Genomic DNA, 21,542 nt, shown 5'->3' on the forward strand with positions numbered 1-21,542 from the left:
GGTTCTGAGCATGGGTGAGTTCGAGCTGATCCGTCGCTACTTCGCCTCGGCCGCCTGTGCGGCCGGCGGCGAGGCAGTGGCTCTGGGGATCGGCGACGACTGCGCGCTCCTGGCGCCCCGCGCCGGCGAACAGTTGGCGATTTCCACCGACACGCTCGTGGTCGGTGTGCATTTTCCCACCGTCTGCGATCCCTTCCTGCTCGGCCAGCGTGCCCTGGCGGTGTCTGCCAGCGACCTGGCGGCCATGGGCGCTTCGCCCATCGGCTTCACCCTCGCCCTGACCCTGCCCGAGGCCGATCCGGCCTGGCTGGAGGGCTTTGCCCGTGGTTTGAACCAGAAGGCGCAGGAGTGCTCGCTGGCACTGATCGGCGGCGATACCACCCGTGGGCCGCTGGCGATGACCGTCACCGTGTTCGGCGGCGTGCCCGCCGGGCAGGCGCTGACCCGTGCCGGTGCGCGTCCCGGTGACCTGCTCTGTGTCGGCGGCCCGCTGGGCGAGGCGGGCGGGGCATTGCCGCTGGTGCTGGGCGAGATGACCGCCGAGCCGTCCGTCGCCGAGCCGCTGCTGGCGCGCTACTGGTCGCCGCAACCGCAGCTGGACTTCGGCCAGGCGTTGCGTGGCAAGGCGTCGGCGGCGCTGGATATTTCCGATGGGCTGCTGGCCGACTGCGGGCATATCGCCCGTGCTTCGGGCGTAGCGCTGGTCGTCGAGGCTGAAAAGCTGCCGCCCAGCCCCGCGCTGGAAGCCCTGCTGGGCGCCGAGCGGGCATTGCAGCTCAAACTGGGCGCTGGCGACGACTATGTCCTGGCCTTCACGCTGCCGCCTGAGCACCTGTCGGTGCTTTCGGCGAACTGGCCGCTGCTGTGCGTGGTCGGTAGGGTGGAAGCCGGTTCGGGCGTGTGCGTGCTCGACGGCAACGGTGCCGATATCACGCCGCGTCAGGGCGGCTACCTGCATTTCATGGAGTGACCGTGACAGAACACCCCAACCAGGCCCCGGCCCAACCCGTGCCCCATTCGGTATGGCGCAATCCCTGGCATTTCCTGGCCTTCGGCTTCGGCTCGGGCACCCTGCCGAAGGCGCCGGGCACCTGGGGTTCGCTGGTTGCGCTACCCTTCATACCACTCTGGCAGATGCTGCCGGACTGGGGTTACTGGCTGATGCTGGGCGTCACCATGTTGTTCGGCTTCTGGCTGTGCGGCAAGGTCGCCGACGACCTGCGCGTGCACGATCACGAAGGCATCGTCTGGGACGAGATGGTCGGCATGTGGATCACCCTCTGGCTGGTGCCGGAAGGCTGGTGGTGGCTGCTGGTCGGCTTCGCGGTGTTCCGCATCATCGACATCGCCAAGCCCTGGCCGATCAGCTGGATCGACCGCAACGTCCATGGCGGCGTCGGCATCATGCTGGACGATGTGCTGGCCGGCGTTTTCGCCTGGCTGGTGATGCAAGGCCTGACATGGGGTTGGGCCCACTGGCTGATCTGAGGACGTTCGATGCGCCGACTGTTGTGCCTGCTCCTGTGCCTGTGCTGGCTGCCGGTGGCGTTCCTGTCGATGGCCGTGCCCGCGGCCGCGGCTGCTGACAAGCCCGCCCGGACGCTTGCGGGTGTTCCCGGGGAAATCCAGGTGGTCAGCGAGGTCTGGGTCAACTACACCCAGGCTGACGGTCGTGGCCTGGCCTGGGACCTGTTGCGGGCCATCTACGAGCCAGAAGGCGTACGCCTGAAACTGCGCAGCGAGCCCTACGTCCGCTCGGTCGGGCTGGTGCAGCGCGCCGAGGCGGATGCCTGGGTCGGTTCCTACCGCCACGAAATCGACAACATCATCTATCCGCGCTGGCCTTACGACGTCGACCCCATCGGTGCGCTGGGCCTGAACACTTCTCCCCAACCGACGCTCGCCACGCTGGATCGCTACCGCTTGGCCTGGATGCGCGGCTACGCCTTCGACCGCTATCTCGATCACCTGAAGCAGCGCAATGAATTGCAGCGGCGCAGCTCGGCGCTGCCGATGCTCGATGGCCACCGCATCGACTACTTCATCGATGCCCGCCCCGAGCTGGAAGAGATGATCGAGGCCAAGGGTGTCGACGCCAGCGTCTACCACATCACCGATGTCGGCTCGATTCCGCTGTATCTTGGCTTCGCCAACAACGACCGCGGGCGGGCGCTGGCGAAGCTCTACGATTCGCGCATGCAGGCGCTTTACCGCAGCGGCGAGCTGGAGCGCATCTTTGCTCGCTGGCACTGGCCCTACGCCCCGCTGAAACCACTGCTGCCGCCCAAGGAGTGATCGAATGCGCCTGTCCGCCCTGATCTGCCTGTCCCTGTGTTCCATCGCTGCCGTGGCAGCCCCGCAGGTGCAGGTGGTCGGTCTGTTCCCCGGTGCTGCGGTGCTCAATATCGACGGCCAGCGCAAGCTGGTGAAAGTCGGCCAGAGCGGCCCGGAAGGCGTACAGGTGGTCAGCGCCGACAGCCACAAGGCGGTACTGCGTATCGGCGGGGTCGAGCAGACCTATGAGCTGAGCCGCGAGTACAACAGCGGCGGCTATGCCGCGCCCTCCGCCCGCACCGAGATGAGTATCGCCCGCGGCACCGGCGGCCACTATTGGGTGGCGGGCACCATCAACAACCAGAACGCGCAGTTCCTGGTGGATACCGGCGCCACCTCTATCGCCATGAACGAAGGCGAGGCCCGGCGCCTGGGGATCGATTACCGCGCCAGCGGTACGCCGATGATGGTCTCCACGGCCAGCGGCACCGTCAGGAGCTGGCGGGTGATGCTCAACAGCGTGAAGCTGGGCGGTATCGAGTTGCTGGGCGTCGAGGCGGCGGTGGTCGAAGGCGATTACCCCACCGAGATTCTCCTGGGCATGAGCTTCCTCAACCGCGTCGGCTGGCGGGAGGAACAGGGCATGATGTACATCCAGGCCAAGCACTGACGGCAGGGCTTCTATCAACCGCATCGATGCTTATCTTGCAGAATTCGCAATGACGGTGCGGCCGGCGCTGCTGCTACAATGCCGGTCCTCCTTCCTTAGATAAATCTTTCAGGAGTTTCCGGTGTCTGTCGTTTTCGTCGCCGCCTCCAAGCTGCCCACCCCCTTCGGCGAATTCACCATGCATGGCTTCCTCGACGAGGAAACCGGCAAGGAACACGTCGCCCTGACCATGGGCAAGCTCGATGACGGCCAGCCGGTGCTGGGGCGTCTGCATTCCGAATGCCTCACCGGCGATGCGCTGTTCAGCCTGCGCTGCGACTGCGGTTTCCAGCTCGAGGGTGCACTGTCGGCCATCGCCAAGGAAGGCCGCGGCGTGCTGCTGTACCTGCGTCAGGAAGGCCGTGGCATCGGCCTGATCAACAAGATCCGCGCTTATGCTCTGCAGGATGAGGGCGCCGATACCGTGGAGGCCAACCTGGCACTGGGCTTCGGCGCCGACCAGCGCGACTACGCCATGTGCCTGCCGATGCTCAAGCACCTGGGCGTCTGCTCGCTGAAGCTGATGACCAACAATCCGCGCAAGGTCAAGGCGCTGGAAGGATATGGCCTGACCGTCGCCGAGCGGGTGCCGCTGCACAAGGGCCTGAACCCGCACAACAAGCGCTACCTGCAGACCAAGGCAGGCAAGCTGGGCCATATGCTGGGCAATATGCATCAGGGCGAAGCCGAGGCCGAGGTCTCCGCGTCGTGAATCGCGCCGCTGCCCGGCGCCGGCTGAATCTGATCTGGTGGCTGCTGCTGGCGCTCGCACTGGCACCGCAGCACCTGATGCTGGCGCTGGTGGGCGATGCGCCGTTCTCGGACAAGCTGGCCACGCCGGTGTTCGTCGTCGGCCTGGTGTCGATGTTCCTCACCCTGCCGTTGTTCCGTCGCTACAAGCACGCACTGATCGCTACCGGTAAGGCTCGCGATGGCGCGGACGAGCCTGCGGCCTGGCAGGCACTGGGTGCCGCGCAGCGCCGTGGTGCGCTGGTGGGCAGTATCCCGGCCTGGATCGGCGCCCTGGCGGTGCTGGTCGACCTGCATGGTGTGCCGGTCCTGCTGCTGGGCTTCGCCAGCCTGGTCATCCTCTGGCTGTATCGCCTGCCGCGCCAACTGGCCTGATGCGCCGCTTCCTGTGCCTGCTCCTGCTGATCGCCGGTTTGCCGGTGGCGGCGGCAGAGCGGGTGATCAGCCTGGCGCCCTCGCTCACCGACATGGTCCTCGAACTGGGCGCCGCCGACCGGCTGGCCGGCCTGCTCGACGGCGGGCCACGTCCCGAGCCCCTGAAAGGCCTGCCGTCCGTCGGACGTTACGGTCAGGTCAATCTCGAACAGATTCTCGCCTTGCATCCCGACCTGTTGCTGGTCTGGCCTGGCGCGGTGCCTGATGCGCAGTTGCGGCGCCTGAAGGCCGTGGGTATTCCGCTCTACGTGGCCGATCCGCACCGTCTGGACGATATCTCCCGGCAATTCCGCGAATTGGGCGAGCGCCTGGGGCAAGCGGAGAAGGGCCGCGCGTTGGCGCAAGCCTTCGATGTGCAAATGGCGCAGTTGCGTGCGCAATACCGGCGCGAGCAGCCACTCAGGGTGTTCTACCAGGTGTGGGACCGCCCGCTCTACACCGTCGGCGGTCGACAGATCATCAGCGAGGCGCTGGAAGTCTGCGGTGGCCGCAACCTGTTCGCCGATCTCGACCTGCCGGCGCCACAGGTGGGGCAGGAGGCCGTACTGGCCCGTGATCCGCAAGTGATCCTGGCGGCCAGCGACGAGCAACTGAGCAGTTGGACCGGCATGCGGCAACTCAGCGCTACGCGGCTCAAGCAGCTCTGGGTAGTGCCGGATCGCAACCTGGAGAAGCCGAGCTTCGCGATGCTCGATGCCACCGGGAAGCTTTGCCGGTTGCTCGCGGGTGCCAAGGCCGACGACTGAGTCGGCCGGGTTCGCGAGCAAGCTCGCTCCTACAGGTAACCGGAAGCACCAGTGCGCTCTTTGTAGGATCGACGGGGACGCCTAGTTCTTGCTCGCGAACCTCCGTATCCGGCGACAAGGAGCAGACCGCAGGGCGGAAAACCCCGAACGGGTTATCCGCCCTGCGTCCACGCCCCTCGGGGCCTGAGGTCAGAACCCCTCCAGTACGATCTTGCCCTTGGCCGTGTTGCTCTCCAGCAGTGCGTGGGCGCGGCGCAGGTTGGCGGCGTCGATCTTGCCGAAGTGCTCGCCCAGGGTGGTTTTCAGCACGCCGCTGTCGATCAGCCCGGCCACGCGCTGCAGCAGCTTGTGCTGTTCGATCATGTCGTCGGTCTGGAACATCGAGCGGGTGTACATGAACTCCCAGTGCAGCGACAGGCTCTTCTGCTTGAGCAGGCGCACGTCGAGGTTCTCCGGGTCGTCGATCAGCGCCAGGCGGCCCTGCGGGCGCAGGCTGGCGACGATTTCGGGCAGGTGCTGCTCGGTCTGGTTCAGGCTGGCCACGTGGGTGACTTCGCCGATGCCGATGCGCTTGAGCTCTTCGCTCAGCGGCTTGCGGTGGTCGATCACGTGGTGCGCGCCGAGGTTACGCACCCATTCCTGTGTTTCCGGGCGCGAGGCGGTGCCGATCACGGTCATGCCGGTGAGCTGGCGCGCCAACTGGGTAAGGATCGAACCGACGCCGCCGGCCGCGCCGACGATCAGCAGGCTCTGGCCTTTGCTGGCGCTGCCCGCGGCCACCTGCAGGCGGTCGAACAGCAGTTCCCAGGCGGTGATGGTGGTCAGCGGCAGGGCGGCGGCGTGGGCGAAGTCCAGGCTCTGCGGCATGGCGCCGACGATGCGCTCGTCGACCAGTTGCAGTTCGGCGTTGCTGCCGGGGCGGGTCAGGTCGCCGGCATACCAGACCTTGTCGCCCGGTTTGAACAGGCTGACCTCGCTGCCCACGGCGCGGACCACGCCGCTAGCGTCCCAGCCGAGCACCTTGTGCTGGCCTTCGGCGGGCTGTGCGCGCTGGCGCACCTTGGTGTCCACCGGGTTGACGGAGACGGCGCGCACCTCCACCAGCAGGTCGCGCGGGCCGGGCGTGGGTTCGGGCAGCTGGATGTCGAGCAGCGAGTTGGCGTCGCTGCTGGGCAGGCTCTGGGTGTAACCAATGGCTTTCATGGGAATTCCTATTCGCTTTGAACGGTCAGTCGATGCGGTTCATCAGGCGGATATCGAGTTCCGCCAGGTCAGGTTCGGCGGCCTTCACGAAGGCCTGGAAGTGTGGGCTGGCCTCGTGCTCGGCCAGGGCATCCTCGTCGCGCCACTGCTCGATCATGTAGATCAGCTCGGCGTCCTTGATATCGCGGTGCAGGTCGTACTGCAGGCAGCCGGCCTCGGCGCGGGACGGCGCGAGCATGCCGTGCAGGCGCTCCTGCAGGCTGTCGGCGCGGCCGGGCTTGGCGCGAATGATGGCGATCAGGGTCAGGCTCATCCGGGTATCTCCAGTTGGGCAGGGAAGGTGAGGGCATGCTGCTCTCTTTCATCGGGAAGAAAAACCGCGTAAGTAGAGAGTCTCTTTCAAAGGATTTTTGAAAATGCTGCGCTTCGACGACCTGCAGATATTCGTCCGCACCGCGGAGCGCGGCAGTCTCTCTGCTGCCGCCCGAGAGCTGGAGCTGTCGCCAGCCGTGGCCAGCGCCGCGCTCAAACGCCTGGAAAGCGAGCTGGACGTGCGCCTGTTCGCCCGCTCGACCCGCAGCCTGCGCCTGACCGCCGAGGGTGAGCTGTACCTGGCCCACGCCCGCGCTGCGTTGCAAAGCCTGGATGACGGTCGTCAGTTGCTGGCGGGCGGCAAGAGCGAGATCGCCGGCAACTTCCAGGTATCGGCGCCCTCGGATTTCGGCCGCAACGTGCTGCTGCCCTGGCTGGACGAATTCCAGGCGCTGCACCCGCGCATGAACCTGCGCCTGCTGATCAGTGACCGTCAGGCCGATCTCTACCGGCAACCGGTGGACGTGGCTTTCCGCCTGGGGTTGCCGGGGGACTCGAACCTTGTCGCGCTTCCGCTGGCGCCGGACAACCGTCGGGTGCTCTGCGCCGCGCCCGAGTACTTCGCTCGCCACGGCAAGCCGCAGCACCCGGACGAGCTGCAAAAGCACAACTGCCTGCTGTACATGCTGGGCGGCCGAGCCCACGAGCGCTGGCGTTTCAGCGACAGCCGCAAGCAACACGAGGTGACGGTGCGCGGCGATCGTCTCTGTGACGACGCCGACGTGGTGCGGCGCTGGGCCGTGGCGGGGCAGGGGCTGGTCTACAAGTCCTGGCTGGACGTGGCGGCCGATGTGCGTGCCGGCCGGCTGGAGGTGGCGCTGGCGGATTACCTGGGCGAAGCCACGCCGATGAACCTGTTCTGCACCCACCGCGCGCAGCTCAGCCGGGCGGTGACCCAGCTGCGCGAGTTCGTCCAGTTGCGCTGCGCCGAACTGATGCGCGAGCGCCCCTGGGCCTGAAGCCGGGTCAGAGCGGTGTGTAGCGGTGAATGGCCGACGACAGCCCCCAGGCGCTGGCTACCGCCAGCAGCACCATGGCGGTCGGCAGCAGGCTCCACCAGACGCGCGGCGCCAGGGCCGGCAGCTCGCTGCGGCGCTGGCTTATCCACAGGCTGGCGGCGCACACCGCCGCGCCGAGCAGGGCGCCGGCGATGATGTCGCTGGGCCAGTGGGCGCCCAGATAGACGCGGGACAGCGCAATGCTCGCCGCCGGAATCACCGCCAGCAGCATCCAGGTCAGGCGCACCCGCGGGGATTTCTCCCGGCTGGCCAGCACCCCGAGTACCAGGAAGAAGGCGAAGGACGCCGAACTGTGGCCGCTGGGCATGCTGAAGGCGGACAGCGGATCGGCGATCACCTCGGGCCGGGCGCGGCCGAAGAGATGCTTGAGCGCGGTGTTGAGCAGCGCGGTGCCGACCATGGTGCCAGCCGCGAAGAAGGCATGGCGCCAAAGTCGCAGGGCGGCCAGCAGCGCCGCCAGCAGCGCACCGGCGATGAACTGGGTGCGGAAGTCGCCGACGCGGGTGACGGCCACCATCACATGGTCCAGCCACGCGTGGCGGTGTTCCTGCACCAGCGCCATCAGGCCCTTGTCCAGGGCGTCCAGGTGCGGCCAGCCGATCAACATGGCGAACAACAATACGAAGCAGCCGACGGCGCCGATCAGCGGAGCATTGCGCTCCTTGCGCAGCTCGGCGTGGATCACCAGGGCGAACACCACTGCGATGCACGCGGCAACCACACCGGCCTCCGGCCAGAAGCCTTCGGGCAGCGGCAGGCGCATGGCCGCACCGGTGGCCCAGCCAGGCACCAGGTAGGCGATGGACCAGCCGGCGGCGGCGATGATGGAAACGCTGACGAAGCGGCCGAACGGCATGTCCAGCATGCCCGCAACCATCGGCAGGAACGGCCGCAGCGCGCCGATGAAGCGGCCCACCAGCAGGCTCGCCACGCCATAGCGGTGGAAGAACCCTTCCGCGCTGGCAATCCATTCCGGATGGTGGCGCAGTACTGGCAGGCGGCGGATGTCCTGGTGGAAGTGGCGGCCGATCCAGTAGGACGACAGGTCACCGAGCAGGCCGCCGAGGAACGCCAATGCCAGGGTTTCCCCCAGCCCCAGGGCGCCGCTGCCGGCCAGCACGGCGATGGCGAAGAGCATCACCACGCCGGGCAGGATGATGCCGATGATGGCGGCGCATTCGAGGAAGGCGACCAGGAACAGGACCAGGGCGAGCCATTGCGGATGGGTGGCCATCCAGGTGTTGAAGGCGGCGAGATCGATCATCGGAAGGTGGCGTCCTGGGTTCCGAGCAGGTGGTAGTCATGGCCTTCGACCTGGCCGCGGCGCAGTGGGTTGCGCGTGCAGAAGGGCGCGAAGGCGGCATCGACGAAGCGGTACTGCAGGTGTTCGTCGCGGCCGTGGGGAATGCCCAGGCGCGCGGCCTGGATAACGTGCGCGGGCGTTTCGCCAAGGTCGTCGACGAACAGGCGCTGCGGGTCGAAGCGCTGGGCGTCCCACTCCGGCACTTTCAGGCCCATGGAGCGGCAGAGCAGGGTCTGGCCGTTGCACAGCTTGCCCAGCGGGCGCTCGCTGCCGTCGGCGGCGGGGTTGAGCCGACGCATGGCGGCCAGTGATTCGTCACCGGAGATGCGATCCATCCAGGGGTGCCCGGACTTGATCAGTACGGCATTGCCGGCGCCGCCGGCGCTGAAGTTCAGCGAGTCGCCGCCACGCGCGTAATACATGTAGATGTGCCCGCCATCGAGGAACAGCGCCTTGCGCTTCTCGGTGTAACCGAGCGATGCGTGGCTGCCTTTCTCGGCCAGGTAATAGGCCTCGGTCTCGATGATCCGCGCGGAGAGCCACAGGTCGCCGACCCGATGGCGGATCACCTTGCCCAGCAGTTCGCGGGCGACGGTCAGGGCATCGCGATTGAAGAAGGCGTCCGGCAGGGGATTGGCCCCTGGCCAGGGCAAACTTAGGTTGGGTTCGGCGGGCATCGGATTGTCGCGGTTCTCGGGCCGGTCTTAGGCTGGGGAATCATAACAACAAGATTCTTAAGCATGGCTGAACGGATCCGGGCCGACAGCGCCCACATTACCCCCAGCGCGCACTACACCGGTTACGTCTGGTATCGCCACCAGCTTGCCGATCCGGCCTTCGCCACGGCGTTCGGCCGCTGGGTGCACGGTTGCGTGGCGCCGATCAACTGGGGCGCGCGGGTCGGCTTCGGACTGAATATCGAAGACTTCCTGTTACAACGTCACCTGCTGATCGATGCCCGGCTGACCCAGGCCATCGAGTCGCGCGGCGTTTCCCAGGTGGTCGAGATAGCCTGCGGTTTGTCGCCCCGGGGCCGGCGTTTCCGTCAGCGCTATCCCCAGCTGACCTACCTGGAAGCCGACCTGCCGCCCATGGCCGCGCGCAAGTCGGCGTTGCTGCAGGAGCAGGGCTGGCTGGACGGCAAACATCGCGTGCGTGCTGTGGATATCCTTGCCGAAGACGGCGAACAGAGCCTCGCCGCGTTGCTCTCCGGACTGGACCCTGAGCGCCCCGTGGTGGTGATTACCGAGGGGCTGGTGAATTACTTCCAGCGCCCGGTGATCGAGGGCTTCTGGCGTCGATTGGCCGTGGCCCTGCGGCGTTTCCCCGAGGCGACCTACCTGACTGAACTCTATCCCGACCTGCGCGAACACCCGCGCTACCGGCAGATTCGCTGGGGCGTCGGGCTGATCGGCAAGCTGACGCGGGGTGGCTATCCGCTGCATTACCGCAGCGCGGCGGAAATCGAGCAGGCGTTCGTTGGTTGCGGGTTTGGCCGGGTGGGCGTGCTCGATCCGCAGGTGGACGGTGTGGGGCTGGGCTTGCCGAAAGGGCGGATGCCGAGTCTGGTGCGGGTGATCGAGGCGCGGCTTTAGGTTCGGGACTGTTCGGGGCTGGGCGGTTCGCGAGCAAGAACTAGGCGTCCCCCTCGGTCCTACGAAGAGCCGCCGCGGCTTATTCGGGGGGCATGCAGGGGCGAGCTTGCTCGCGAACAATATCAATGCAGGACGCTTGTGCCCGCGCTTCCCCCTCACCCCAGCCCTCTCCCAGGGGGAGAAGGAGTCATCCGGTGCAGGCCTGCGCAGCTGACGCTTCGCATGATGCCGTTCCAGTCCCCTCACCCTTCAGGGAGAGGGAAGAGCCCGGCCTCCGAAATCGCCACATTCAAACCGTCAAGCCGCACACGCCCCCTGCTGCATCGGCACCACCATCGCCGCCAGCGCTGCGCTGGCCTGCGGGTCGCCGTGGGCGAAGATGAACGCCAGTCCGTCGCCGCTGTAGCGCAGCGGCAGGATATCCAGTTCCGGCAGCCCGGCGGCGGCGAGCTTCCAGCCGCGCGCAGGGCGATCCGCCGGCAGCGCGACGCGGATCAGGCCACCGAAATAGCCCAGCTCCGCCAGCTCGCAGCGCCATTCGCCGCCCTCGCCGTTGCGCAGTACGGCGCGCCGATCGGCCGGCGCCAGGCGCGCTTCGAAGCGGCGCTCCAGGTGCAGCAGTTGCTGGCGCTGAAAGCGCGTGCTGCCGGCGGCGCTGCGTGGCAGCGGCTCGCCGAGCAGGAACGGGTTGTAGAGCCGCGCACAGGCATCGCGGCGTTCGAACTGGGCCAGGTGGTCGGCGTCGTGGATCAACGCAAACTCGGCATCGGCGCATGCATGGGCGAACTCGGCGTGCTCCCACGGCTGGGTGAAGTGGTCGTACTCGCCGGCCAGCACCAGGGTTGGGCATTGCGGGTGACGTTCGAAGCCGCCGAAGGCCAGCAGGCGCTGGCTGTTCTGCCGGTAGCGTTCGATTTCCGCTGGTGTCAGGCGCTGCAGCTGGCGCAACAGGGCCTTGCGGAACACCGGGGATACACCGGTATCGCCCAGGCGCAATGGGTTGATCAGGCCGGTCAGCACGCCATGGGCGAAGGGCTCCTGCTCGCCCAGCTCCAGGCGCGCCAGGGCTTCGACCAGCAGGGCGCGGGCGCCGGGTCGGCCGAAGGCGGTGATGCCGGCTAGCAGCAGGCGACCACAGCGCGCCGGGTGGCGGGCGGCGAACAGCGCTGCCAGCGCCGAGCCGTACGACAACCCGATCGGCATCAGGGGCGGCAATTGCAGGGTTTCGGCGAAGGCGGCGATGAGGTCGGCCAGGTCTTCCAGGCTCAGCTGGGGCGCCAGTTGCAGGTTGCCGCCCTGGCTGGGCAGGTCGAGGAGGATCACCGGGTGCCCGGCGAGCAGCTCGGAAACCTCGCTGGCGAAGGAGCGGAAGCTCTGGAAGGCACCGCCCAGCAGCAGGACCGGCGGGCGGGTGTCATCTTCCCTGGAGGAAAAGGCCTGATAGTGCAGTTGCCAACCGTCCAGTTCCAGCGCCGCCGGGGCGGCGGTCAGGGCCTGGGCGCTGTAATCGGTGCGATAGCGCATGGCAGTTCTCCGGCGGTGGGCCGCCTCTTGTTGTTCTTCCCTGGCGTGCCTCCCTGGCTATGCGATCGCAACGGGGGCAATGAGCCATGCTTGCAAGGTAACCAGCCGATACGAATTTGGTTACCCAACCTTCGGGCGGCAGAAGCGGGCGGGGGATGGGCGGATGTCACCGTTTGGCCGATGGGGCGCGGCGTGGGAGGGGGTTGGCGTTACGTGCGGTGCGCCGCTGACCGGCCGGCTGCTGTGGCTGGCCGCTGAGGGGGCGCTCCCGCTATACTTGCGCATTTCCCTCACGCAGACGCGTTTGATCATGACCGAGTCCGTTCTCGACTATATGAGCCGCCTGGGCCGCGCCGCCCGTGAAGCGTCGCGCGTCGTCGCGCGCGCCACGACCGCGCAGAAGAACCAAGCCCTGCTGGCCGCTGCCGATGCCCTGGATGCCGCCCGCGCCCAGCTGACCGAAGCCAACGAGCAGGATCTGGCCAATGGCCGTGCCAATGGTCTGGAGCCAGCCATGCTGGACCGCCTGGCCCTGACTCCGGCACGCATCGACGACATGATCGAGGGCCTGCGCCAGGTCGCCACGCTGCCGGACCCGATCGGCGAGATCCGCGACATGCGCTATGTGCCGTCCGGTATTCAGCTGGGCAAGATGCGCGTGCCGCTGGGCGTGGTGGGGATCATCTACGAGTCCCGTCCGAACGTGACCATCGACGCCGCCAGCCTGTGCCTGAAGTCGGGCAACGCCACCATCCTGCGCGGCGGCTCCGAGGCGATCCATTCCAACCAGGCGATTGCCGCGTGCATCCAGACGGGCCTGGCCAAGGCCGGCCTGCCGGCCAGCGTCGTACAGGTGGTGGAAACCACCGACCGCGCCGCCGTGGGCGCGCTGATCACCATGCCCGAGTACGTGGACGTCATCGTTCCGCGCGGCGGCAAGGGCCTGATCGAGCGCATCAGCCGCGATGCCAAGGTGCCGGTGATCAAGCACCTGGACGGCATCTGCCACGTCTACATCGACGTCGCCGCCGATCTGGACAAGGCCATCCGCGTCGCCGACAACGCCAAGACCCAGCGCTATGCGCCGTGCAACACCATGGAGACGCTGCTGGTGCACGCCGGCATTGCCGACCGCGTGCTGCCGCCGCTGGCCGCCATCTACCGCGACAAGGGCGTTGAACTGCGTGGCGACGCCGCCACCCGCGCGCTGCTGGGCGCCGACGTGCTGGAAGCCACCGAGGAAGACTGGCGCACTGAATACAACGCGCCGATCCTGTCGATCCGCATCGTCGACAACCTCGATGCGGCTATCGAGCACATCAACACCTACGGCTCACAGCACACCGACGCGATCATCACCGAGAACTTCACCGATGCCCGCCGCTTCCTCACCGAAGTGGACTCGGCCTCGGTCATGGTCAACGCCTCGACCCGCTTTGCCGATGGCTTCGAGTACGGCCTGGGCGCGGAGATCGGCATTTCCACCGACAAGCTGCACGCCCGCGGTCCGGTCGGCCTGGAAGGGCTGACCAGCGAGAAGTACGTGGTGTTCGGCGACGGTCACGTGCGGACCTGATGAACAAGGCGCGTTCCCGGCGTGTCGGTCTGTTCGGCGGCACCTTCGATCCGGTGCACATCGGCCACCTGCGCAGTGCGCTGGAGATGGCAGAGCAGCTCGAATTCGACGAGCTGCGCCTGATCCCCAACTTCCGCCCGCCGCATCGCGACACCCCCCAGGTGCTACCTGCGCAGCGGCTGGCGATGGTCGAGCTGGCGGTTGCCGGCGTAGACCCGCTGGTGGTCGACGACCGCGAGCTGAAGCGTGACAAACCCTCCTACACCATCGACACCCTGGAGTCGCTGCGTGGGGAGCTGGATGAGCAGGACCAGTTGTTCCTGCTGGTCGGCTGGGACGCATTCTGCGGCCTGCCGACCTGGCATCGCTGGGAAGAGTTGCTGGAGCACAGTCATATCGTCGTGCTGCAGCGCCCGGATGCCGACAGCGAGCCGCCGGAAGACCTGCGCGACCTGCTGGCGGCGCGCAGTGTTGCCGACCCGAAGGCGATGATCGGCCCCGCCGGGCAGATCACCTTCGTCTGGCAGACGCCGCTTGCAGTTTCCGCCACGCAGATCCGCCAACTCCTGTCGCAGGGGCGCTCGGTGCGCTACCTGGTGCCGGATGCGGTATTGAACTATATCGAGGCGCACGGCCTGTACCAGGCGCCCCACTGAACAAGTCAGAGAGTCATACATGCAAACCGAACAACTGGTCGAACTGACCATCGCCGCCCTGGAAGATCTCAAGGCGCAGGACATCACCGTCATCGACGTGCGCGAGAAGACCAGCATCACCGACGTCATGGTCATCGCCACCGGCGCCTCCAGCCGTCAGGTCAAGTCGCTGGCCGACAACGTGCTGGAAAAGGTCAAGGAACAGGGCGTGCGCCCGATCGGCAGCGAAGGCCAGGAAGGTGGCGAGTGGGTCCTGATCGACCTCGCCAACGTCGTGGTCCATGTCATGCAGCCGGCCACCCGCCAGTTCTACGACCTGGAGCGTCTGTGGCAGGGCGCCGAGCAGAGCCGCGCGTCCCACAGCGCCGAGTAAGCGTGCCGTGCGCCTGCGTCTGATCGCGGTTGGCTCGCGCATGCCGCGCTGGGTGGAAGAGGGCTGGGCGGAGTACGTCAAGCGCCTGCCCTCGGAGCTGTCCCTGGAACTGGTGGAAATCCCGTTGAACACGCGCGGCAAGAATGCCGACGTGGCACGGCTGATCCGCCAGGAAGGCGAGGCCATGCTGAGCAAGGTCCAGCCCGGGGAACGCATCGTCACCCTGGAAGTCGAAGGCAAGCCCTGGAGCACCCCCCAGCTGGCGCAGGAACTCGACCGCTGGCGCCTGGACGCGCGCACCGTCAACCTCATGGTCGGCGGGCCGGAAGGCCTGGCGCCGGAGGTCTGCGCGCGCAGCGAGCAGCGCTGGTCGCTGTCACCGCTGACCCTGCCGCACCCGCTGGTGCGCATCCTGGTCGGCGAGCAGATCTACCGCGCCTGGACAGTGCTGTCCGGGCACCCCTACCACAAGTAGTCGTAGCCGTTTTCGATGCCGCAGCCGATACAGCTCAAGGACCACGAGAAGGACGCCCGCCTGGTCCGCGCCCGCGTCATCGTCGGCGGGGTGGCGATCTTCCTGCTCGCCCTTGTGCTGGTGGCGCGTATGTATCACCTGCAGGTGACGCAGTACGACTACCACTCGACGCTGTCGGAGAACAACCGCGTCCACGTGCAGCCGATTCCGCCCAATCGTGGGCTGATCTTCGACCGCAACGGGGTGATCATCGCCGACAACCGTCCCAGCTTCAGCCTGACGATTACCCGCGAACGTACGGAGAACCTGCAGGATACGTTGAAGAACCTCGTCGAAATCCTCGGATTGACCGAGGAAGACAAGGCCATCTTCGAGAAGCGCATGAAGCAGGGGCGGCGGCCGTTCGAGCCGGTGCCGATCATGTTCGAGCTGTCCGAGGAGCAGATCGCCCGCATCGCGGTGAACCAGTACCGCCTGAACGGCGTCGACGTGGCCGCGCAATTCGTCCGCCATTACCCGCTGGGCGAGCACTTCGCCCACTCGGTCGGCTATGTCGGGCGGATCAACGAGGCGGAACTGAAGAAGCTCGACCCGGTGGCCTATTCGGGCACCCACCACATCGGCAAGACCGGCGTGGAAAAATTCTACGAGGATGCGCTGCACGGCACGGTTGGCTACGAGGAAGTCGAGACCAACGCCCGCGGTCGCGTCCTGCGCGTGCTCAAACGTACCGAGCCGGTCTCCGGCCGTGACATCGTGCTGAGCATCGACAGCAAGCTGCAGGCTGCCGCGGAAACCGCACTGGCCGGCCGCCGCGGCGCCATCGTGGCGATCCAGCCGTCCACCGGCGAGGTGTTGGCGATGGTCAGCCAGCCGGCCTACGACCCCAACCTGTTCGTCACCGGCATCAGTTTCAAGGATTACGCGGCGTTGCGTGACTCCGAAGATCGCCCTCTGTACAACCGCGTGCTGCGCGGCCTGTACCCGCCGGGCTCGACGGTGAAACCGGCGGTGGCCATTGCGGGGCTCGACGCGGGTGTGGTGACGCCCACCAGCCGTGTGTTCGACCCCGGCTTCTACCAATTGCCCAACTACGACCACAAGTACCGCAACTGGAACCGCACCGGCGACGGCTGGGTCACCCTGGAAACCGCGATCATGCGGTCCAACGACACCTACTTCTACGATCTCGCCCACAAGCTGGGGATCGATCGGCTGCACGACTACATGAGCCGGTTCGGCTTCGGCCAGCGCGTGGCCCTGGACATGTATGGCGAAGCTGACGGCCTGATGCCGTCCCGCCAGTGGAAGCGTGCCCTGCGCCGGCAGGCCTGGTTCCCAGGGGAAACCCTGATTCTGGGCATCGGCCAGGGCTACATGCAGTCCACCCCGCTGCAACTGGCGCAGATGACCGCGCTGCTGGCGAACAAGGGCAAGTGGATTCGCCCGCACCTGGCCAAGACCATCGACGGCAAGCCGCCGGTGGACGAAGACCCGATGCCGGACATCCAGCTCAAGGATCCGAACAACTGGAACCTGGTGGACTACGGCATGCAGCAGGTGGTCCACGGCGCCCGTGGTACCGCCCACAAGGTCGGCGCCACGTCCGTCTACCGCATTGCCGGCAAGTCCGGTACCGCGCAGGTCGTGGCGATCAAGCAGGGGGAGAAGTACAACCGCTCCAAGCTGCTGGAGCGCCATCGTGACCACGCGTTGTTCGTCGGCTTCGCCCCGGCGGACAATCCGCAGATCGCCGTGGCGGTGATGGTGGAGAACGGCGAGTCCGGCTCCGGCGTCGCCGCCCCGGTGCTCAAGGCCGTGACCGATGCCTGGCTGCTGGACGAGACCGGCAAGCTCAAACCCGAATACGCACCTCAGGCCACGGCGGAGGCGCCCAAACCATGACCAAGAACGGAAACTTCGACCGCACGCTGTCCAGCGAAGATGTGATGAAGCGGCGCTCCAGTCTGCTGCAGCGCCTGCATATCGACGGCCTGCTGCTGCTGTTGCTGGTGACCCTCGGCTCGGTCGGCCTGTTCGTCCTGTACTCTGCCAGCGGCAAGAGCTGGGACCTGCTGATCAAGCAGGCGTCTTCCTTCGGCCTGGGCCTGGGCGCGATGTTCGTGCTGGCACAGATCGAGCCGCGCTTCCTCGCTCGCTGGGTGCCGCTGGGCTACCTGATCGGCGTGGCCCTGCTGGTGGTGGTGGACGTGATGGGCCACAACGCCATGGGCGCGACCCGCTGGATCAACATTCCCGGGGTGATCCGCTTCCAGCCGGCGGAATTCATGAAGCTGCTGATGCCCATGACCATCGCCTGGTACCTGTCCAAGCGCGCCCTGCCGCCGGGTTTCAAGCACAGCGTGATCGGCCTGGCGCTGATCGTCGTGCCCTTCGTGCTGATCCTCAAGCAGCCGGACCTGGGTACCGCCATGCTGGTGCTGGCCTCCGGTTCCTTCGTGCTGTTCGTCGGCGGCCTGCGCTGGCGCTGGATCATCACCGCCGTCTCGGCAGCGGTGCCGGTCGCGGTGGGCATGTGGTACTTCGTCATGCACGACTACCAGAAACAGCGCGTGCTGACCTTCCTCGACCCGGAAAGCGACCCGCAGGGCACCGGCTGGAACATCATCCAGTCCAAGGCAGCCATCGGTTCGGGTGGCGTCTTCGGCAAGGGCTGGCTGCTGGGTACGCAATCCCATCTGGATTTTTTGCCCGAAAGCCATACGGACTTTATCATTGCCGTGCTCGGCGAAGAGTTCGGCCTGGTCGGGGTGTGCCTCCTGCTGGTGCTGTACCTGCTGGTGATCTACCGGGGGCTGGTGATCACGGCGCAGGCGCAGACGCTGTTCGGCAAGTTGCTCGCCGGCAGTATCACCATGACCTTCTTCGTGTATGTGTTCGTCAACATTGGTATGGTCAGCGGGTTGTTGCCAGTGGTGGGGGTACCGCTGCCCTTCATTAGTTACGGCGGAACTTCGCTGGTGACCCTGATGTCAGGGTTCGGCGTTTTGATGTCGATCCATACCCATCGGAAGTGGATCACCCAGGTTTGATGACAAGAGTGAAGAACGGAATGCAAGTACTGCGCGCCTGGGCTGCCAGGGGGGTACATTGGGTCGGAATCGCGGGGGCGATCGGCGTGTCCGGCGTTGCTGCCGCGGGCGACTACGATGGTTCGCCCCAGGTCGCCGAGTTCGTCAGCGAGATGACCCGTGACTACGGCTTCGCCGGCGAGCAGCTCATGGGCCTCTTCCACGATGTGGAACGCAAGCAGTCCATCCTCGACGCCATCTCCCGCCCTGCCGAACGGGTGAAGACCTGGAAGGAATACCGTCCGATCTTCGTCACCGACGCGCGCATCAACCGCGGCGTGGACTTCTGGAACCAGAATGCCGAAGCCCTGGCCCGCGCGGAGCAGGAATACGGCGTACCGGCCCAGTACATCGTCGCCATCATTGGCGTCGAGACCTTCTTCGGCCGCAACACCGGCAACTTCAAGGTGATGGACGCGCTGTCCACCCTGGGCTTCGACTACCCGCCGCGTGCCGAGTTCTTCCGCAAGGAGCTCAAGCAGTTCCTGCTGCTGGCCCGCGAACAGCAGGTCGACCCGCTCAGCCTGACCGGCTCCTACGCCGGTGCAATGGGCCTGCCGCAATTCATGCCGAGCAGCTTCCGTGCCTATGCCGTGGACTTCGACGGCGACGGCCACATCAATATCTGGAGCGACCCCACCGATGCCATCGGCAGCGTCGCCAACTACTTCAAGCAGCACGGCTGGCACACCGGCGAGCCGGTGGTGTCGCAGGCGGAAATCGGTACATCCACTGCCGAGGACGCGCTCACCCAGGGGCTCGAGCCGCAAATGAACCTCGGCCAGCTACGCTCTCAGGGCTGGCGTACCCATGACGTGATCCGCGATGACCTGATGGTCACCGCCATGCGCCTGGAAGGCGCGCAGGGCACCGAGTACTGGGTCGGCCTGCCGAACTTCTATGTGATCACCCGTTACAACCGCAGCGCCATGTACGCCATGGCGGTCCATCAGCTGGCCGGCGAGATCGCCAAGGCACGAGGTGTCCATTGAGCAAGCGAATCGCAAGTCCCGGCCTCTGGTCGTTGGCCGCCTGCGTTGGCCTGAGCACTGTGTTCCTCGCCAGTTGCACCGGCAACCGCGCGCCTCAACCGCAGCCGCAGGTGAACAACGGCATTTCCGGCCCCTATGACTACAACCGTCCGCACCGCGACGGCGCGCCCTGGTGGGACGTCGACGTCTCGCGCATCCCGGACGCCGTGCCGATGCCGCACAACGGGCCGTTCAAGAACAACCCCTACACCGTGCTGGGCAAGACCTACTACCCGCTCAATAACGCCAGTGCCTATAGCGTGACCGGCACGGCGTCCTGGTATGGCACCAAGTTCCATGGCCAGGCCACCGCCAATGGCGAGCAGTACGACCTGTACGGCATGACCGCCGCGCACAAGACCCTGCCGCTGCCCAGCTACGTGCGCGTCACCAACCTGGACAACGGCAAGAGCGTCATCGTCCGCGTCAACGACCGCGGCCCGTTCTACTCCGACCGGGTGATCGACCTGTCCTTCGCCGCCGCCAAGAAACTCGGCTACGCCGAAACCGGCACCGCGCATGTCAAGGTCGAGGGTATCGACCCCGACCGCTGGTGGGCTTCCCAGGGCAAGCAGCCGCCGATGATCATGGCCTTGCCGAAGATGGCCTCGCAGCCCGCCGCCGCGCAGCCACAAGCGGTCGCCATGGCCCAGCCCATCGAGACCTACACCCCGCCGCCGGCGCAACACGCCGTACCGGTGGCGCCGGTCCAGATCGACTCAAAAAAAAACGCTTCATTACCAGCCGATGGCCTGTATCTCCAGGTGGGTGCCTTCGCCAACCCGGACGCTGCGGAGCTGCTCAAGGAGAAAGTCGGCGGCCTGACGGGGGCGAAATCCTTTATCAGCTCGGTCGTGGTCAACCAGCAGACCTTGTACCGGGTGCGCCTGGGGCCGATCGGAACGCAGGATGAAGCAAGCCGGATGCAGGACAGCATCCGCGTGGCCAACCTTGGCCAACCCAAGCTCGTGCGCCTGGACTGAGATTCCACCGTACGTGCGATAGCGGCACATAGAGGCCGCCTCACGAGATCCCCCCGCGGGGGATTGTTTGACCATTAGTGAACCCCAGAGAGACGGATGAACATCTTCAACTTCGCCAAACGCCTGTCCTTGCTCGTGCTGTTCAGCGCCCCCGTGGCCAGCTGGGCAGCTGAAGTCGTTCCCGCCGCCCCGCAACTCGCGGCCAAGGCCTGGGTGCTGATGGACGGCGCCAGCGGCAACATCCTGGTCGAGAACGCCGGCGACGAGCGCCTGCCGCCCGCCAGCCTGACCAAGCTGATGACCGCCTACATCGCCACCAAGGAAATCGAAGGCGGCCGCATCGCCGAATCCGACCTGGTCACCGTCAGCGAACATGCCTGGCGCACCGGCGGTTCGCGCATGTTCATCAAGGTCGGCTCCCAGGTCTCGGTGAGCGACCTGCTGCACGGCATCATCATCCAGTCCGGCAACGACGCCTCGGTCGCACTGGCCGAGCACATCGCCGGCAGCGAAGACGCCTTCGCCGACATGATGAACACCACCGCGCAGAAGCTGGGCATGACCAATTCCCACTTCATGGACGCCACCGGCCTGCCCAACCCGGACCATTACTCGTCCGCCAAGGACATGGCTGTACTGGCCCGTGCCATCATCTACGGCGAGCCGACCCACTACGCCATCTACGCGCAGAAAGAGTTCTTCTGGAACAACATCAAGCAGCCCAACCGCAACCTGCTGCTGTGGCGTGACAAGACCGTCGACGGCCTGAAGACCGGCCACACCGACGAAGCCGGCTATTGCCTGGTGGCTTCCGCCGTGCGCGACGGCCAGCGCATGATCGCCGTGGTGTTCGGCACCAACAGCGAACAGGCCCGCGCCGCCGAGACCCAGAAGCTGCTGACCTACGGCTTCCGCTTCTTCGAATCGCAGACCTTCTACAAGAAGGGCGCCGAGCTGACCAAGGCCATGGTCTGGAAAGGCTCCGACCACGAAGTGAAGGCCGGCCTGTCCGAAGACCTGACTATGACCGTACCGCGCGGCCAGCTCAAGCAGCTGCAGGCCAACATGGTTGTCGAACCGAACCTGATGGCGCCGATCCAGCAGGGCCAGGTGATCGGCAAGGTCGAGGTCAAGTTGGGTGACAAGGTCGTCCGCACCTCTGATCTGGTCGCCCTGAACGCCGTGGAAGAAGGCGGTTTCTTCCGCCGTATCTGGGACAGCATCCGCCTGTTCTTCTTCGGTCTGTTCAACTGACCGCCTGTCCCGGCCTTGTACTTTTGTATACAAGGCCGGGATTGACCCGCCCGCGCAGTCGCAAACTCGGGTAAAATGCCCGCCTGCGACTGCCTGGTCCCCCCGTGGTCCGGCAGTTGCCGTCCGATCCACCCGGAGCGCCCCCCGGACGCTCATGCGGAGGCGGGCCATC

The 21,542-nt window shown here is 66.4% G+C and carries 23 protein-coding genes; 18 read left to right on the forward strand and 5 right to left on the reverse strand.

The genetic code is table 11. The features are described from left to right. Window positions 1-10: 10 nt before the first annotated feature. The 7 genes from thiL to PNI01S_RS09470 all read left to right on the forward strand — a co-directional run bounded on the left by thiL (window position 11) and on the right by PNI01S_RS09470 (window position 4,914). Window positions 11-970 carry a thiamine-phosphate kinase gene (gene thiL / locus PNI01S_RS09440; RefSeq protein ID WP_024764008.1) on the forward strand — a complete coding sequence of 320 codons (960 nt, stop codon included), beginning with the start codon at window positions 11-13 and terminating at the stop codon, window positions 968-970. Between the two features lie 2 nt (window positions 971-972). Then, window positions 973-1,488 carry a phosphatidylglycerophosphatase A family protein gene (locus tag PNI01S_RS09445; protein ID WP_024764007.1) on the forward strand — a complete coding sequence of 172 codons (516 nt, stop codon included), beginning with the start codon at window positions 973-975 and terminating at the stop codon, window positions 1,486-1,488. A gap of 9 nt (window positions 1,489-1,497) precedes the next feature. Further along, complete coding sequence (locus PNI01S_RS09450) at window positions 1,498-2,295, forward strand: substrate-binding periplasmic protein (protein WP_024764006.1); 798 nt, start codon at window positions 1,498-1,500, stop codon at window positions 2,293-2,295. 4 nt (window positions 2,296-2,299) lie between these two features. Further along, window positions 2,300-2,944 carry a retropepsin-like aspartic protease family protein gene (locus tag PNI01S_RS09455; RefSeq protein ID WP_024764005.1) on the forward strand — a complete coding sequence of 215 codons (645 nt, stop codon included), beginning with the start codon at window positions 2,300-2,302 and terminating at the stop codon, window positions 2,942-2,944. 121 nt (window positions 2,945-3,065) lie between these two features. Next, window positions 3,066-3,695, forward strand: coding sequence for a GTP cyclohydrolase II (gene ribA, locus PNI01S_RS09460; RefSeq protein WP_024764004.1), 630 nt, complete (start codon window positions 3,066-3,068; stop codon window positions 3,693-3,695). After that, window positions 3,692-4,108 (forward strand): hypothetical protein, encoded by a 417-nt coding sequence (locus PNI01S_RS09465; protein ID WP_024764003.1) that lies wholly within the window; start codon window positions 3,692-3,694, stop codon window positions 4,106-4,108. The genes ribA and PNI01S_RS09465 overlap by 4 nt, the downstream gene beginning before the upstream one ends. After that, a complete protein-coding gene (locus PNI01S_RS09470) occupies window positions 4,108-4,914 on the forward strand; it encodes a cobalamin-binding protein (RefSeq protein ID WP_084358006.1) in 807 nt (268 codons plus the stop codon). Before PNI01S_RS09465 ends, PNI01S_RS09470 begins: the two co-directional genes overlap by 1 nt. 189 nt (window positions 4,915-5,103) lie before the next feature. Here the strand turns inward: PNI01S_RS09470 and PNI01S_RS09475 are convergent, their stop codons facing one another. Both PNI01S_RS09475 and PNI01S_RS09480 read right to left on the reverse strand, forming a co-directional pair. Next, window positions 5,104-6,117 (reverse strand): zinc-binding alcohol dehydrogenase family protein, encoded by a 1,014-nt coding sequence (locus PNI01S_RS09475; protein ID WP_084358007.1) that lies wholly within the window; start codon window positions 6,115-6,117, stop codon window positions 5,104-5,106. 25 nt (window positions 6,118-6,142) lie between these two features. Continuing rightward, window positions 6,143-6,430: a putative quinol monooxygenase gene (locus tag PNI01S_RS09480; protein WP_024764000.1), complete on the reverse strand. Its 288-nt coding sequence runs from the start codon at window positions 6,428-6,430 to the stop codon at window positions 6,143-6,145. 103 nt (window positions 6,431-6,533) lie between these two features. Here PNI01S_RS09480 and PNI01S_RS09485 point away from each other — a divergent pair, with 103 nt between their 5' ends. Beyond that, on the forward strand, window positions 6,534-7,448 hold the full coding sequence (locus tag PNI01S_RS09485) for a LysR family transcriptional regulator (RefSeq protein ID WP_038803588.1): 915 nt from the start codon (window positions 6,534-6,536) through the stop codon (window positions 7,446-7,448). Window positions 7,449-7,455: 7 nt separating this feature from the next. On the opposite strand, the gene PNI01S_RS09490 is transcribed toward PNI01S_RS09485, so the two are convergent. Together PNI01S_RS09490 and PNI01S_RS09495 are read right to left on the reverse strand one after the other, a co-directional pair. Next, window positions 7,456-8,772 (reverse strand): bifunctional DedA family/phosphatase PAP2 family protein, encoded by a 1,317-nt coding sequence (locus PNI01S_RS09490; RefSeq protein ID WP_084358009.1) that lies wholly within the window; start codon window positions 8,770-8,772, stop codon window positions 7,456-7,458. After that, on the reverse strand, window positions 8,769-9,488 hold the full coding sequence (locus PNI01S_RS09495; protein ID WP_065084343.1) for a DNA-3-methyladenine glycosylase: 720 nt from the start codon (window positions 9,486-9,488) through the stop codon (window positions 8,769-8,771). The genes PNI01S_RS09490 and PNI01S_RS09495 overlap by 4 nt, the downstream gene beginning before the upstream one ends. Before the next feature lie 63 nt (window positions 9,489-9,551). Between PNI01S_RS09495 and PNI01S_RS09500 the strand changes: the two genes are divergently transcribed. Continuing rightward, entirely contained in the window at window positions 9,552-10,406 is an 855-nt protein-coding gene (locus PNI01S_RS09500) for a class I SAM-dependent methyltransferase (protein ID WP_024763998.1), read from the forward strand. A gap of 297 nt (window positions 10,407-10,703) precedes the next feature. Here PNI01S_RS09500 and PNI01S_RS09505 read toward each other — a convergent pair whose 3' ends face one another. Beyond that, complete coding sequence (locus PNI01S_RS09505) at window positions 10,704-11,930, reverse strand: alpha/beta fold hydrolase (RefSeq protein ID WP_084358011.1); 1,227 nt, start codon at window positions 11,928-11,930, stop codon at window positions 10,704-10,706. Between the two features lie 310 nt (window positions 11,931-12,240). Between PNI01S_RS09505 and PNI01S_RS09510 the strand changes: the two genes are divergently transcribed. The 9 genes from PNI01S_RS09510 to PNI01S_RS09550 all read left to right on the forward strand — a co-directional run bounded on the left by PNI01S_RS09510 (window position 12,241) and on the right by PNI01S_RS09550 (window position 21,370). Beyond that, entirely contained in the window at window positions 12,241-13,506 is a 1,266-nt protein-coding gene (locus PNI01S_RS09510; RefSeq protein ID WP_024763996.1) for a glutamate-5-semialdehyde dehydrogenase, read from the forward strand. Next, window positions 13,506-14,162: a nicotinate-nucleotide adenylyltransferase gene (gene nadD / locus PNI01S_RS09515; RefSeq protein WP_024763995.1), complete on the forward strand. Its 657-nt coding sequence runs from the start codon at window positions 13,506-13,508 to the stop codon at window positions 14,160-14,162. The genes PNI01S_RS09510 and nadD overlap by 1 nt, the downstream gene beginning before the upstream one ends. 19 nt (window positions 14,163-14,181) lie before the next feature. Further along, a complete protein-coding gene (rsfS, locus tag PNI01S_RS09520) occupies window positions 14,182-14,535 on the forward strand; it encodes a ribosome silencing factor (RefSeq protein ID WP_024763994.1) in 354 nt (117 codons plus the stop codon). Between the two features lie 7 nt (window positions 14,536-14,542). Beyond that, on the forward strand, window positions 14,543-15,010 hold the full coding sequence (rlmH, locus tag PNI01S_RS09525; RefSeq protein WP_015475414.1) for a 23S rRNA (pseudouridine(1915)-N(3))-methyltransferase RlmH: 468 nt from the start codon (window positions 14,543-14,545) through the stop codon (window positions 15,008-15,010). Between the two features lie 15 nt (window positions 15,011-15,025). Further along, a complete protein-coding gene (mrdA, locus tag PNI01S_RS09530) occupies window positions 15,026-16,915 on the forward strand; it encodes a penicillin-binding protein 2 (RefSeq protein ID WP_024763993.1) in 1,890 nt (629 codons plus the stop codon). Window positions 16,916-16,959: 44 nt separating this feature from the next. Then, window positions 16,960-18,063 carry a rod shape-determining protein RodA gene (gene rodA / locus PNI01S_RS09535; protein WP_099051253.1) on the forward strand — a complete coding sequence of 368 codons (1,104 nt, stop codon included), beginning with the start codon at window positions 16,960-16,962 and terminating at the stop codon, window positions 18,061-18,063. Between the two features lie 8 nt (window positions 18,064-18,071). Then, window positions 18,072-19,094: a lytic murein transglycosylase B gene (mltB, locus tag PNI01S_RS09540; protein WP_089285821.1), complete on the forward strand. Its 1,023-nt coding sequence runs from the start codon at window positions 18,072-18,074 to the stop codon at window positions 19,092-19,094. Then, window positions 19,091-20,116, forward strand: coding sequence for a septal ring lytic transglycosylase RlpA family protein (locus tag PNI01S_RS09545; RefSeq protein ID WP_024763990.1), 1,026 nt, complete (start codon window positions 19,091-19,093; stop codon window positions 20,114-20,116). The genes mltB and PNI01S_RS09545 overlap by 4 nt, the downstream gene beginning before the upstream one ends. A 96-nt stretch (window positions 20,117-20,212) precedes the next feature. Then, a complete protein-coding gene (locus PNI01S_RS09550; RefSeq protein ID WP_024763989.1) occupies window positions 20,213-21,370 on the forward strand; it encodes a D-alanyl-D-alanine carboxypeptidase family protein in 1,158 nt (385 codons plus the stop codon). Window positions 21,371-21,542 lie beyond the last annotated feature (172 nt).

Source organism: Pseudomonas nitroreducens NBRC 12694 (genome assembly GCF_002091755.1).
Classification (GTDB): Bacteria; Pseudomonadota; Gammaproteobacteria; order Pseudomonadales; family Pseudomonadaceae; genus Pseudomonas; species Pseudomonas nitroreducens.

What these genes read in the sequence shown, in the direction of transcription:
- PNI01S_RS09500 (WP_024763998.1), top strand. Translation starts at nt 9,552, where the DNA reads ATGGCTGAACGGATCCGGGCCGACAGCGCCCACATTACCCCCAGCGCG.
- mrdA (WP_024763993.1), top strand. Translation starts at nt 15,026, where the DNA reads ATGCCGCAGCCGATACAGCTCAAGGACCACGAGAAGGACGCCCGCCTG.
- PNI01S_RS09470 (WP_084358006.1), top strand. Translation starts at nt 4,108, where the DNA reads ATGCGCCGCTTCCTGTGCCTGCTCCTGCTGATCGCCGGTTTGCCGGTG.
- rsfS (WP_024763994.1), top strand. Translation starts at nt 14,182, where the DNA reads ATGCAAACCGAACAACTGGTCGAACTGACCATCGCCGCCCTGGAAGAT.
- PNI01S_RS09455 (WP_024764005.1), top strand. Translation starts at nt 2,300, where the DNA reads ATGCGCCTGTCCGCCCTGATCTGCCTGTCCCTGTGTTCCATCGCTGCC.
- PNI01S_RS09485 (WP_038803588.1), top strand. Translation starts at nt 6,534, where the DNA reads ATGCTGCGCTTCGACGACCTGCAGATATTCGTCCGCACCGCGGAGCGC.
- thiL (WP_024764008.1), top strand. Translation starts at nt 11, where the DNA reads ATGGGTGAGTTCGAGCTGATCCGTCGCTACTTCGCCTCGGCCGCCTGT.
- rodA (WP_099051253.1), top strand. Translation starts at nt 16,960, where the DNA reads ATGAAGCGGCGCTCCAGTCTGCTGCAGCGCCTGCATATCGACGGCCTG.
- PNI01S_RS09490 (WP_084358009.1), bottom strand. Translation starts at nt 8,772, where the DNA reads ATGATCGATCTCGCCGCCTTCAACACCTGGATGGCCACCCATCCGCAA.
- PNI01S_RS09450 (WP_024764006.1), top strand. Translation starts at nt 1,498, where the DNA reads ATGCGCCGACTGTTGTGCCTGCTCCTGTGCCTGTGCTGGCTGCCGGTG.
- PNI01S_RS09510 (WP_024763996.1), top strand. Translation starts at nt 12,241, where the DNA reads ATGACCGAGTCCGTTCTCGACTATATGAGCCGCCTGGGCCGCGCCGCC.
- PNI01S_RS09550 (WP_024763989.1), top strand. Translation starts at nt 20,213, where the DNA reads ATGAACATCTTCAACTTCGCCAAACGCCTGTCCTTGCTCGTGCTGTTC.
- PNI01S_RS09480 (WP_024764000.1), bottom strand. Translation starts at nt 6,430, where the DNA reads ATGAGCCTGACCCTGATCGCCATCATTCGCGCCAAGCCCGGCCGCGCC.
- PNI01S_RS09505 (WP_084358011.1), bottom strand. Translation starts at nt 11,930, where the DNA reads ATGCGCTATCGCACCGATTACAGCGCCCAGGCCCTGACCGCCGCCCCG.
- PNI01S_RS09475 (WP_084358007.1), bottom strand. Translation starts at nt 6,117, where the DNA reads ATGAAAGCCATTGGTTACACCCAGAGCCTGCCCAGCAGCGACGCCAAC.
- nadD (WP_024763995.1), top strand. Translation starts at nt 13,506, where the DNA reads ATGAACAAGGCGCGTTCCCGGCGTGTCGGTCTGTTCGGCGGCACCTTC.
- PNI01S_RS09495 (WP_065084343.1), bottom strand. Translation starts at nt 9,488, where the DNA reads ATGCCCGCCGAACCCAACCTAAGTTTGCCCTGGCCAGGGGCCAATCCC.